General features: G+C 59.5%; 11 protein-coding genes. 1 reads left to right on the top strand and 10 read right to left on the bottom strand.

Annotated elements, in window-relative coordinates:
• The 10 genes from C484_RS23260 to C484_RS18350 form a co-directional block, all read right to left on the bottom strand.
• Positions 1-103, bottom strand: a 103-nt coding sequence (locus C484_RS23260; protein WP_193364819.1) for a transposase, incomplete at its 3' end; no start/stop codon positions are given.
• 217 nt (positions 104-320) lie between these two features.
• On the bottom strand, positions 321-1,061 hold the full coding sequence (locus C484_RS18395; protein ID WP_049915706.1) for a hydroxypyruvate isomerase family protein: 741 nt from the start codon (positions 1,059-1,061) through the stop codon (positions 321-323).
• A gap of 34 nt (positions 1,062-1,095) precedes the next feature.
• Positions 1,096-2,238 (bottom strand): Gfo/Idh/MocA family protein, encoded by a 1,143-nt coding sequence (locus C484_RS18390; protein WP_049915704.1) that lies wholly within the window; start codon positions 2,236-2,238, stop codon positions 1,096-1,098.
• A gap of 148 nt (positions 2,239-2,386) precedes the next feature.
• Positions 2,387-2,896: a beta-L-arabinofuranosidase domain-containing protein gene (locus C484_RS18385; protein WP_006827396.1), complete on the bottom strand. Its 510-nt coding sequence runs from the start codon at positions 2,894-2,896 to the stop codon at positions 2,387-2,389.
• Positions 2,880-4,322 carry a hypothetical protein gene (locus C484_RS23255; RefSeq protein WP_152422759.1) on the bottom strand — a complete coding sequence of 481 codons (1,443 nt, stop codon included), beginning with the start codon at positions 4,320-4,322 and terminating at the stop codon, positions 2,880-2,882. The genes C484_RS18385 and C484_RS23255 overlap by 17 nt, the downstream gene beginning before the upstream one ends.
• 186 nt (positions 4,323-4,508) lie before the next feature.
• Positions 4,509-5,699, bottom strand: coding sequence for an ABC transporter ATP-binding protein (locus C484_RS18370; RefSeq protein ID WP_006827395.1), 1,191 nt, complete (start codon positions 5,697-5,699; stop codon positions 4,509-4,511).
• Positions 5,700-5,795: 96 nt separating this feature from the next.
• Positions 5,796-6,506, bottom strand: a complete 711-nt coding sequence (locus C484_RS18365) for a DUF624 domain-containing protein (RefSeq protein WP_239641015.1) — start codon at positions 6,504-6,506, stop codon at positions 5,796-5,798.
• 2 nt (positions 6,507-6,508) lie between these two features.
• On the bottom strand, positions 6,509-7,381 hold the full coding sequence (locus C484_RS18360) for a carbohydrate ABC transporter permease (protein WP_006827393.1): 873 nt from the start codon (positions 7,379-7,381) through the stop codon (positions 6,509-6,511).
• Positions 7,381-8,295, bottom strand: a complete 915-nt coding sequence (locus tag C484_RS18355; RefSeq protein ID WP_006827392.1) for a carbohydrate ABC transporter permease — start codon at positions 8,293-8,295, stop codon at positions 7,381-7,383. The genes C484_RS18360 and C484_RS18355 overlap by 1 nt, the downstream gene beginning before the upstream one ends.
• Position 8,296: 1 nt before the next feature.
• A complete protein-coding gene (locus C484_RS18350) occupies positions 8,297-9,616 on the bottom strand; it encodes an extracellular solute-binding protein (protein ID WP_152422758.1) in 1,320 nt (439 codons plus the stop codon).
• 224 nt (positions 9,617-9,840) lie between these two features.
• Between C484_RS18350 and C484_RS18345 the strand changes: the two genes are divergently transcribed.
• Complete coding sequence (locus C484_RS18345; protein WP_006827390.1) at positions 9,841-11,343, top strand: alpha-N-arabinofuranosidase; 1,503 nt, start codon at positions 9,841-9,843, stop codon at positions 11,341-11,343.
• The last annotated feature ends 1,854 nt before the right edge of the window (positions 11,344-13,197 follow it).

The following is a 13,197-nucleotide window of genomic DNA, read 5'->3' as shown; positions in this document are numbered from 1 at the left end:
CGGATTCGCCACGGCAGCGTGGGCAATAGACGCCGTCACGCCAGCGAACCTGTGCCAGCAGGTTCGCGGCACGACGCTCCGAGACGAACGTCTTGAGTGGAATCGTGCTTCGTCGGGTGGCGCGACTGCGCCACCCTTGCCTGCTACGACTTTCAGCTACCGCTGAATCGTGACCAACAATCCTCTACCCAAGAGCGTAGTATATTATGTTTAAATAACTCACATAAATCATCGATATCCAGAGAATATCACCCTGTCATCGAACCGCGGATCGATTCTGGTAAGCTACCTAATCGTAATCGCGATATATTCTCGTTCGATCACGAGGACGACTCTGGGAGACGGGAATCGACGGCAGCCATCGCATCGTCGGAATCTCCGGTCGGCGTGAACTCGCAGCCGATATACCCGTCGTAACCGGCTGCTGAAAGCGCTTCGAGTACGGTTGCGTAATCGAGTTCACCGGTCCCTGGTTCGTGGCGACCTGGAACGTCGGCGATGTGAACGTGACCGACGCGCTTGATGCCGTCTGTGAGCGTGTGAATGACGTTTCCCTCGGTGATCTGTTGGTGGTATGTGTCGTACAGCAGCGCCACCGCCGGGGAGTCGACCGCGTCGACGATTTCGAATCCCTCCTGGGAGGACGAGAGGAAGTACTCCGGATGATCGATCGCCGTGTTCAGGGGTTCGAGCGCGATCGTCACGCCCGCTCGTTCGGCGGCCGGGGCGACCCGCGAGAGCACATCGACGACGGTCTCGTGTTGGATCTCTCGTCCGTACGCTGCCTGCTCGGGACCGGTCGTCGCGATGAGCGCCTCGATGCCGTAGTCGGCTGCCGTCTCGATCGACTCGCGGATGGTCTCGACCGCGGCGCTCGACCGGTCGGGATCGGTGAGCGTTCCACCTGCGGTACAGGTGGCGAGCGCCAGGCCGTGCTCGTCGGCCGCGGCTGCGATCGCGTCGAGGTCTTTCTCCCGCCAGTCCCAGAACTCAACGGCGTCGGCACCCGCGTCGGCGGCGCGGGCGACCCGTTCGTGAAACGGTTCATCGTCGTAGACCATCTCGAGACAGACCGAGACGGGAAGGGCCGCCACGTTACTCTCCCTCCGTTTGTGCCCGCATTCCATCTCCGTCCCTGGAATCATCTTCATTGGATTGGGGTGTTAGCGCGCCACTCTCGACCATTGCCTCGAGAGGATTATCATCGATTTCGAGCGGCAGATCGACGCGCCCACGCCGGCGCGAAGATTCCCAGGCGGCGAAGATGAGCTCGGTCGCGTTCAATGCGTTTTGTGCGCCGAGTTCAGGTTCGGTCCGCGTTTCGAGACAGTCGACGGCGTCGGCGATCGCGCGGTGGACGAGGACCCAGTCGTGGAGATCGTCGTCAACGTCGACGATCTGCCATGACGCGTCTTCGGCGCGGCGGATTCGAAGCGGTTCGTCCGTATCGTCGGACGGTCCGATCTCGATCGTTCCCTCGGTGCCGCATAGTTGGTTATGACAGCCGACCATCTCCATGGGACCCCTCCCCTCGCGGTTGCTGTCGCTTGTTCCGAGTCCGGAGACGTCGTTCTCGTACTCCCAGCAGACGACGGCTTGGTTCTCGTTGTGCGAGCCGAACTGGACGTTCTCCTCGCGGTAATCGATCTGTGCCATGACCCACTCGCCGGCGGTCTCGTCGACGAAGTAGTTACAGAGGTCGAAGGAGTGCGAACCGTAGTCGAAGATGCCGACCGGTGCCGCGAACTCGACGCGCTCGAGACGGCCGATTTCGCCGTCCGCAAGCAGTTCCTTCGCCGTTCGGACCGCGTCGCTGAAACGGCGCTGGTGGTTGAACGTGAGCTGGACATCGTGACGGACGGCCTCCTGAACCATCAGACGAGCGTCGCCGTACGTTTCGGCCATCGGCTTTTCGCAGTGAACGGCGTCGACGACCCCCGATCGCACGCAATCGAGTACGATCGGTGCGTGGACGGCGGGCGGGACGCAGACGGAGACGATGTCGGGTTCGACGGCCGCAAGCATTGCGTCGTAGGCCTCGAAAACGCGGTCGCTTCGAAGTCCGAACTCGTCGGCAAACGCTTCGGCGTTCGCGTGAACGATGTCCGCACAGGCGACGAGTTCGCAGTTCTCGGTTGCATCGTACCCCCTCGCATGGTGGTACGCCATCGCATAGCCGTCCCGACCTGGATTCTCCGGCTCGGTACCGGTGCCGATAACAGCGGCTGTCACAGTCATAGAGGACTCATCTACGAGGCCGAATTTACGCGTTTCGGTCATATCACTTCGAACCGCTCGGTCGCGGAGTTGTGCGTGTACTCGGTAGGCGTCGTTAGCGTCGAGGAGGTTGTCGCCTCGACCGTCGCGAGGAAGTCGCGTTCGTTGATCAGCACTTGCGGAGCCAGACGCGCAACTCGCCGGGAGCACGGTTGTCCCACGCGTAGTATGGGATGGCGGTAACCGATTCTCGGCTTCGTGTCGGCTCCGCGGCCGGCCGGTACAGTTGCCCGTCCCACCCCTCGAGCTTGGGGACCGTCGCGGCGGCGGTGACGGTGACGACGCCGTCGAGGAGGGCGTCTCGGTAGTCGGCGTTGAAGTTCGATTCGGTCTCAGCATCGGTCTCGATCCGGTACTGGTGGAGCGGACGGTCGTGATCGACGCCTTCGAGACAGTAGACCAGCGGGCCGCGCGTGAGCGCGACCCGTCCGGCGTCGACCGCGACGGAAGGGTGTGCTTGGACCGGGACGACGGGCAATTCGAAAGTGATCTCGACTCGATCGCCGTCCCACTCGCGATCGATGACGAGATACCCGTCGTCCGAACGCTCGCCGTTCCCGTCTGCATTGTTGCCACCGAGTGTCCTCGAAACCGCCTCGCCGTTAACGCGAACCGACACGTCCTCGCACCGCGACGGAACGCGAAGCCGAAGTGCGAATTCGGTCGCACGCTCGGCGAACTGCGCCGGGTCGTGGGTGCCGCCGGCCTGCCAGCCGCCCTAGACCTCGTTGCCGATCTCCCACACCTTCACGTCGAACGGCTCCTTGTAGCCGTGCTCGGCTCGAAGCGTGCCGTACTCGGTGTCCGTCGACCCGTTGCAGTACTCGACCCAGTTCGCGGCGTCCGTGGGCGTGATCGCTTCCGGCGGCTGGAACTCGCGGTCGGTATCCTCGACAGTCACGCCGACCGTGATCGTCGGTTCGACGCCGGTGAGCTCGCAGAACTCGACGTACTCCGCGGTTCCCATGAGGTTCGGATCGAGACCGTTCCACACAACGTTCGGCCTGATCGGCCGCTCCTCGACGGGCCGATCCCGTTTTCCCACTTGTAGGTACTGGTGACGTTCCCGCCGGCCACTTTAGCAAGGAGACGTTCCGGTCGTCCATCAGGTCGATCGTCGTCGGGTTGAACTTCCTATTGACCGCGTCCGCGGGGAGCAGCGAGATCCAGTCCAGATCGACGTGACCCGTCTCCTCGGCGTCGATTTCGAGGACGTACTCGCCGTAGGGGGAAGCGATATCGTCGAGAGCGCCGCCGGCGAGTTGGCTCCCGCTACGGTCTGTGAGCGCTAATTCGAGTTCATCGTAGCGCGTCCATTCGCTAGTGAGGGTCTCGACTGTCGTACTCGCGAGCACGTCGCCGTCGGGTGCTGTCAGTCGAACTGTGAGCGCGTCGATACCCTCGGTGCGGGTCGAGAGCGCGAACTCATACGTGAGCGTCCGCCAGTCGGGGAGCACGAGCCGCTGTTTGACTCCGCCGGTCGCGTCGTCAAGGACGACTCGCTGGTGTTTGTTCCGGGGCTCTTGGTCGACGATCGGCCACCCACCGTCGGATTCCCACGTCCCGAGACCACGCACGCCGCCCTCCGCTGGTCGCTCGAACGCGGCGTTGCCGACCGGTTCCCAGGGAAATGGAAGTCCATCGTACCGTCCGACTTCGTCGAACCCGTATACGTGGGAGACGTGATCCGGTTGAACCTGTCCCCAGGCGACGAACGACGTATTCGTGACGTGTTCCGCGTAGATCCCGGGATAGCTCTCGTGTGCGCCGTAGTGCTCGGCGAACCGTCCGAACAGCGTCTCCGGTACCGCTCGCTCACCGCGTTCGTCGGCATCCATCGTGACCGTCGTCGTGAACGAATCGGTCGGGACGCCATTGTCGACCTGGTCCTCGTTGACGGCTTTTCGGTCGGCATTCGCGGTATCGCTACCTGTTACTAGTCCACCGCCGGCCGCTAGACCGGCCGCAACTACGGCCTGAATGCCGAGATACCGTCTCCGTCTCATCGAACGATGCGCTTCCGAGTGGTTGTCATTCTCAACCATATCAACTTAAACCATCTCCAATCTAACAATAGTTATTGGTTATACATTTCGGAAAGAACAGTTGCCGCAGCTAGACGACAAACTGCTGTGGGGCTTCCCCGACGGGTCCGCTATCCCGGCCCGGACACCCGAGCGGGTTCACCATTACGGCACTTTCTCACGCTCTCGAGAGACGAGCGAGATTCCTCACGCGACTTCTTCGGTCTCCTGCTCCGGCGCTGCGGCGTCAGCGCCGGTATCGGCTTCGGTGGTTCCTGGCTCGGTTGTCCGCAGGTCGGCCAACAGGTTCTCGCCGCTTCGCTCGTCGAAGAGATGGATATCTGCGGGATCAAACGCGAGAGCGACATGCTCGCCGATAGCCGGCTTTACGTCGCCGGGCACTCGAACGCGACACTCAGTCCCCTCAATGTCGAGGTAGACGAAGTTGTCGCTGCCCGCGACTTCGACCACCTCGACGGTCGCCTGGATCGTATTGGTGCCGGTCGCATCGTAGGTGATATCCTCGGGGCGGATTCCCAGTTCGAGGTCATCACTAGCAGTCCCGTCGATTTCGTCTGCGATCCGTGCAGGGATCTCGTACTCGAACCCGTCGCCGACGAGCGTCGATCCGTTCGAGACGACCTCGAAGAAGTTCATCGCGGGGCTCCCAATGAAGTCCGCAACGAACCGATTCGCTGGGTTGTTGTACACCTCGTCGGGGGTCGCGAACTGCTGGAGTTCACCCTCGTCCAGGACGATAATCCGATCGCTCATCGTCAGCGCCTCGTGTTGGTCGTGGGTGACGTAGATCGTCGTCGTCCCGAGTTCTTCCTGCAACCGCTGGAGTTCGGTCCGCATGTGAACCTTGAGTTTCGCGTCGAGGTTCGACAGCGGCTCGTCCATCAGGAAGATCTTCGGATCGCGGACGATCGCCCGACCCGTCGCGACGCGCTGTTGCTGGCCGCCCGAGAGTTCGCTCGGCTTGCTGTCGAGTTCGTCCTCGATCCCCATCATGTCGGCTGTCTCGCGGACCCGTTGCTCGATCTCGTCGTCGGCCAGATCCGTCGTCAGCCGGAGCCCGTAGGCCATGTTCTTCTGGACGGACATGTGTGGATACAGCGCGTAATTCTGGAACACCATCGCGATGCCCCGGTCTTGGGGCTCGACTCCCGCGATGCTCTCGTCGCCGATCCGAATGTCGCCGGCGGTAATCGTCTCGAGACCGGCAATCATCCGGAGCAGCGTCGATTTCCCTGACCCGGACGGCCCAACGACGGTGATGAACTCCCCGTCATCGATGTGGGCGTTGAACTCGTCGACGGCGACGAAGTAGTCGCTGTACACCTTTCGAACGTCGTCGAACGTTACCGCTGCGGTCGTCTCGTCCGTGTTAGCCATAGTGGATCCTCCGTTGAACCGGGAAAACGACCCGGTGTGTCTGTTCACCCGTCGTCGGGGTGGCGGTGCGCGAATGTCCGGTGGCTGTATTACGACTCATGATGTGACTATCGTGCGTTCGTCGTGGCGATCGCGGTTCGATTCGGCGGGCTCGGCAACGCTGGCGATGAACTCGGCGTGAAGCCCGAATGCGACGCCGGCGAACAGCAGGGCGACGGCGACGGTCAATAACACCGTGACGAGAAACAGAGTACCCGTCACGATGCCGAGGGAAACCGCGCCGACGGGATGGGAGGCCGTCCAGCGATAACCAGCCGCCAACGCGGCGGTCGCGGACGTACCCGCGGCCAACTCGAGCAGCGTCGGAACCAGTACGAGTCCGGCGTACAGGCCCACGTACGTACAGCAGAGCGCGAGAAGTCCCGCCGCGACCGTTCCGGTGGCGAGGAACGCGAGCGTATAATTTGTCGCGACTGCGAGCAGCGCCAGCGGAACGAGCGCGAGCAGCGTTGCGTGGACGAACTGGCGACGGACGGTCGTGGCGACCGCCTCGCAGTCGACGCGATCTGCGCCGTCCTCGCGCAGCAACAGCACCGCGCGATACGCGCCGACCGTCGCCGGTCCGATCGTCACGATTGGTAGCGACGCGAGGAACCAGGCGAGGCTAATTCCGATCACCGAGACGAGGTGGTCCCAGACGAACCGAGTGGTTCCCCGACATGCGGCGTACAACGGATCCACACCTGAACTCTGTGATGCCGTACGCGCTGTCGTTTCCGACTGCTGGGGCGTTTGTGTTCCTGACATGATCACTTCGTCGTCCCCTGCATTTCGACGGCTCGAACGAGGGGTTTCTGCATCACCAGGAATACCAACAGAAGCGGTACCGAAGCGACCACAGCCGAGGTCATGATCACGCCCGGCTCTGTTATGCCCAGGTTATCCTGCAGCGTCACCAGCCCGATCGGAAGCGTATACATCGAATCATCCTGGAAGATGAGCAGCGGCCAGACGAAGGCGTTCCACGTCCAGATGAAGATGAACAGACCGAGCGCCGCAAGCGCCGACCGCATCAACGGCAATACGATGTGCGTGAACACGCGGAGCCGCGAGAACCCGTCGAGCCGGGCCGCCTCCTCTAGCTCCTCGGGGATATCCTTGAAGAACTGGACGAGCATAAACACGCCGAGCGGGTTGGCAGCGCTCGGAAGGACAACACCCCAAACGGAGTTGACCAGCCCGAGTTCGCTCACGATGATGTACACCGGCACGAGATTGACGATTCCGGGTACCATGAAACTGGCTACGATGATCGCGAAGATCGCACGGCGGCCCGGCCAGTCGAGCCGGGTCAGCGAGTACGCAATCATCGCGTCGATCAGAATCACGACGAGCGTCGTGATTCCGGCCAGAATGACCGTGTTGGCCGTCCACTGGACGATCAACGAATTGTTGAGCAGATACTCGTACCAGTAAAACGTGAGGTCCCACGGGATCAGGTGGGGCACTTCGGCGTAGACCAGGTCTCGCGTCATGAACGACGTGGCGAACATGTACCAGTAGGGAAGCATGAACAGGAACGCCGTCCCGTAGAGGGCGGCGTAGAGTCCAATTGTGCGGAGTCGGTCGCTGGTAAGCGACACGTCGTCGAGCAGAGCTCGAGTTCGGGATCTCGTACTCATCAGTCGTCACCTCCAAGGAAGTAGTAACTGGTCGCGGAGACGGCGATCAGGATCATGAACAACACGTACCCGACCGCTGCGGCGTAGCCGAACTGGCGGCCGGTAAAGGCGGTGTCGTACAGGTACAACACGATGGTCGTCGTCGAGAACGACGGGCCGCCGTCGGTCATGATGAACGGCTGGCCGAACACCTGGAACGAATTGACGAACGTCACGATGACGACGAAGACGAGCGGGTTCTGCATCTGCGGGATCGTGATATCGCGCATCATCCGCCAACTGCTCGCGCCGTCTAGCTTTGCCGCCTCGTAGAGCCGATCCGAAACGTTCTGGCGCGCGGCCAGCAGGATGATGAAATTAAACGCGAGCTGCCACCAGATGGTTGCAATAGCGATCGCCGGCATCGCGAGATCGTGGGAGGTCAGCCAGTTACCGCCACCGAGGTAGTACGAGACGAGTCCCGAGGCGTTGAACAGTTCGGTCCACAGCAACCCGACCACGGCGACGGTTAGCACGTACGGACTGAAGAAAACCGTCCGCAACAGCCACTGTCCCCTGACCTCGCGGTTGACGCCGAGCGCCAGCAATAACGAGCCGACAACGATTGGCGGCACCGTCAGGACGACAAAGTAGACGGTATTCCACAGCGCGTTCCAGAAGTCAGGATCCGAGAGCAGAATCCGATAGTTCTCCAGCCCAAGGAACTGCGACTGAGCCGGATCGAGCGCGTTCCAGTCGTACAGACTCATGTACAACGCAAGGAGTAACGGTCCGAACAGGAACGTCCCGGCGATCAGGAGGTACGGGAGTGCGAACGCGGATCCGGCAATCCACTCGCGGGTCGACGACTTCGAGAGGTCGACAAGCGTCGATCCATTTGCGTTTGCGTCTCGTTGTCGGTTTGCTTGTCCCATATTATCTCCTCTCGAATGTCTGTGTGACGCCCCCCGCGGCGGTTTCGATGACTTCCTCTGGCGTCAGATTGCCGGCGCGCATGTCATCGAGCGGCTGATAGATCTGTTCGGTGTACTCTTCGACGTTCGGGGTCGCGGGTGGTCGAACGACCTGCTCCTCTTCGACCATCCCGTAAAACGTCTCGAGTGTCTGCTCCCAGGTATCCGATTCCCGGAGCGTATCACTGTTGAGTGCGACCTCGCTGGCCGGAAGATGACCGGCGTCGTATCCCCACTGGTCGTTGAATCGCTGCGAGAGTAAACGGACGGTCTCGATCGTCTCCTCGAGTCGCTCCCGGTTTCGATCGTCGCTCTGTGGAATAATCAACATGTGGCTATCCCCAACCGTGACCGGATCGTCCGCGTCCGGCATGACGAACGGCTCGGTTAATCCGAACTCGAACCCCGCCTCGCGGACGACGGTGATGTGCCACGTCCCCTCGATTTTCATGCCGACTTCGCCGCGATTCCACGCGTCCCAGCCGTTTGTCGGATCCACAGGTGCCCACTCGCGCTCGTGCACCCAGTCGTGCATCTCCCGGACGACCGCCAGGCCGTCGTCAGTCTCGAAGGCGGGTTCGTAGTCGTCCGTCAGGAGCTGCCCGCCGCGGCTGTGTAACAGCATCTGCATCGTTTCGGCGGCGTATTCTCCCTCAGGAAAATCTAACGCCCAGTAGTCCGTATTCTCGACGATCGTATCAGCAACCTCGGCGAACCGATCCGGCGTGTTCGGAGGATCCTCCGGATCCAGTCCGGCCTCCTCGAAGATTTCCTTGTTGTAGTAAAGCCCGAAGGGGTGCGTATCGATCGGCACGGCGAGTTGTTCGCCGTCGACGACCCCACCCTGGGCCATTTCGTCGAGGTACGGCTCGGTACCAATCTCGTCGGTGACGGACACGAGACTATCCTGATAGTCCCGCATCATTCGGGAGTGCATCACGGCAATATCCGGCGGATTTCCCCCGACCATCGACGTGTACAGGCGGCCGTAGTGTTCCTCCCAGGGCACTCGTTGTCTGTTTATCTGTAGTCCGTCGTACGAATCGCCCGCGTTTATCTCGTCGACGATCGCTGCCATCACGGTACCGTCACCGCCGCCGAAAAGCGTCCAGTATTCGACGCCATCACGTGATGCCCCGATATAGCCCGTACAGCCTGCCAGGCTGGCCAGGCCCGTGATACTCGTCATCTGTAGGAACCGCCGCCGCCCGGATGAACTCGAGTTCAGCGGATCGCCCGAGTCGCCGCTCGGCGTCGGCGGTCCATCGTCATGTGTTGGCACACGTCATCAAACTGAATGATAATATATATGCTTTTCGAAAATATTCCGAATGGATGTGTTTTAATATATCTGTATTTGTCTGTTTCCCACCCGAAACCGACGAACAGAGCATCTTTTCGGTGATATACCGGCTTATACGGACTACCGGAAGGGATGAACTATCCGCGATACGTGTCGGTAACCGTATCACTTATGGTCCCGTCGGGAACACACAGCACTCGTGCATGACAGACGCACACATAACGGTGCATACTGAGGCGACTATCGATCGAATCGCTCCCGAAGTGCACGGTCACTTCGCCGAACACCTCGGTCGTTGCATCTACGACGGCATCTGGCACAGCGACCGCGCCGACGAGAGCGGGTTCCGCGAGGACACCGTCTCCCTGCTCGCTGAACTCGACTTGCCCGTGCTGCGGTGGCCCGGCGGCTGTTTCGCCGACGACTACCACTGGGAAGACGGCATCGGTCCGCGAGAAGAGCGGCCACGCCGTCGCAACCTCTTTTGGGCGCAAGGCCCCGAGGAGACGCCTGAAGAGTCGAACGCGTTCGGGACCGACGAGTTCCTCGAACTCTGCGAGCGCATCGGTACCGAGCCGTACCTCGCAGCGAACGTCGGTTCAGGCGATCCCCAGGAGGCCACCGACTGGGTCGAGTACTGCAACTACGATGGTGACACGGAACTGGCCGACCGCCGGCGCGGGAACGGCCACGAAGAACCCTACGGTGTCCGCTACTGGGGCATCGGTAACGAGAATTGGGGCTGTGGCGGCCAGATGACTCCCGAGCAGTACGCCCGCGAGTACCGGCGGTTTGCAACCTACGTCGGAACTATGGACAACTTGCTGCTCGATCACGATTTCGAACTGATCGCCTGCGGCTTCGAGGGCCACGAGTGGAATCGCCGCTTCTTAGAGGAGGTAAACGGCTCGCCGTGGGGAGCGGAGTTCCCGCTCGATCACCTTACGTTGCACCACTACTACGGGCGGACGATGACCGTCGCTGAGGCCGACGAGGACAAGTACGATCGCTTCCTCGCGGATGCGCTCGAGATGGAGCGCCATATCGAGCGGATGGCCGGTGCGATCAACGCCGTCGCCACGACCCGCGACATCGGCGTCATCATCGATGAGTGGGGTGCTTGGCACCCCGAAGCGACCGCGGATAACGGCCTCGAACAGCCGGGAACCGTTCTCGACGCGCTCTCGGCGGCGGCCGTGCTCGATATCTTTAACGACAACAGCGATGTTGTTACGATGACGAACATCGCCCAGACCGTCAACGTTCTCCAGTGTCTCGTCGAGACCGACGCAGACAACGCCTGGGCTCGGCCAACCTACCGCGTTTTTGATCTCTATGCCCCTCACAAGGGTAACGACGCTGTCCGGACTACCGTGTCGACGCCGGCGCGCGAGGTCGACGACGACCGTGAACTGCCGCTGATCGGCGCCTCTTCTTCGACCGGTTACGACGGCACATACGTCACCCTCACGAACCTCGACTGTCGCAGCGCACACGACATCGATCTCTCCTTCGAAGGCACGACCCTAGACGAAGGGGCTGTCACGGCCGAGATCCTGTTCGCCGATCAGGAGCCCGAACTCGAAGTGGGTCCCGATAACGCCGACGAGTTCACCGCCGATGATCTCGCAATCTCGGTCGACAGCGACGGAACGCTCACCGCAGCGTTGCCGCCGGCGACAGTTGCCGCCGTCTCCATTCGGTGAGCGATCTCAGCAGTACACCGGTTGGAGCCGTCGTTACTTGACTTTCTGACTGGGTTCGCTGAATTGAACTCCTTGTCGGCGTCCTGGGGTTTCAGAACGCTTCCGAGAAGCGACTATGAACTCGGTTCGTCGTTCCGACGGGCGTGCTCCGGACCCTGCCTGTGGTTCGATACCGCTGTACGTTCGTCAACTGGTTCCGAACTCGACTCCTTTCGTCCCATCCACTCTCCTCACTTCTGAACTCGAAGAGAGGCTATCTCGACTGAGACTATAGAACACCCATATCCAGTAGTAACCACTATACAGAATTACGTTCTGTAATAGAAAAACATTCACCGCAGAGTAAATACCTTGATCGGGTTGCAACGATGGTCTCTTGAAGGCCTGGATATGAGTTGTGATCTACTGTGACAAGACACCAATTAACGCATATACCGTCCGAAAACGGTTCGAATCGACCGAACACCAACAATTCTTCCACTGTGCACACGCTAGTATTGAGCACTGGCTCGACGGCCACTTACGGATTGATTACAGGCATACTATTGTAAAGGAGGTGCACAGAAATAGAAGTCCTAGATGATTTCGAGAAAGTACACGGCTGTTCTCTATCGGGAAATTCGACCTCACCACTAAACAGTTGTTATCCATCAACCAATTCTGTTTCCTCTCTGTGACTCACGTTCTCGAAGACAGTACTGAAGCAACTCTCTCTAGATCTGAAAATATTATTAGAAATTATACACTCAGATATACGGAGGGATAACACGAATCCACTAAAATTTGATGTGATGTTTATTCACCAATTTGGGGCTTGACGAAAACATCTCATAGTGAATTGAGAATGAAAACTCTGCAAAAATCCCATCATTATTCATGTTTATACTCTCTCTGAGTAGGTTTACTCGTATCATGAGCATCACTCACTACAACCTGCTTGCTTCTCAAATACTCACAACTAGACCGTATCATGCAGGATTTTCTCTCAGCTACCGATAATGCTAGTAGAACGGTACTAAAGACAAGGCGCGAACCTCTCACAGACTCCATCAAAATCATGATAGGGCAAATCACTCAGTTGAGGTTGAAGTTACCTGCATTGTCTGTCGCATGGATAACCAACGAAACATCGCCAGACGAGTCTACGACACCTACAATACTGTTGTATTGTCCTCCAGAGGGTGATGGGTTGAATGGAACGCGCCCACCTTTCTCGGGCGTGGTGCCATCAAGCATGAACTCAACTAAGTAGTTCACTGCTTCCGTGAAGATATCCTCAAACCTCTGTGTTTCGCCGGGAGCGACTGACGAAGAGGCCGTCAATGTTCGTTTCTGAGGCGGGATTGTTACGTTCCCGGAGACGCTGTAGCCATCTGCTGTCGTCTCATCTTCAGCGCCAACGTCTACGACCGAAATCCGATGTTGTGCGGGAGATCATCCCGATTCTCCAATTGGAGACTCCCAGCAGGGACATCGCCATTACGAAACTGAGAACACCCAGCAAGACCCGAGACGCCGATCACACCCACCGACGTGAGAAGGGTGCGGCGGTTCATGCACAAAATCCAGACAACAACACAAAGTATCTTCTGTAAGTCAGCCATTCGAGGGCCTTAACAGTAGTTGGTGATACAGATTCTTCTATCAAAATGGAGTCGAAACTGAAGTATCTGATCCGGTAATTACGGATATATAGTGAACTTCAGTGGTGGTCGCGATCGGAGCGAATTGGGTTTACTACGGCTTCATTGAATCCGCAGAGGGAAGCGGGTTTCACTGTTTGACGGCTTGTTCGACGTTGTAAACGGCAGCAGTGAGAGCGATTTCACGAAACTGACGGTACCATGCTCGCGC

Source organism: Natrialba taiwanensis DSM 12281 (genome assembly GCF_000337595.1).
In the GTDB taxonomy this organism is placed as follows: domain Archaea; phylum Halobacteriota; class Halobacteria; order Halobacteriales; family Natrialbaceae; genus Natrialba; species Natrialba taiwanensis.
This window is presented reverse-complemented; position numbering and strand designations above follow the sequence as displayed.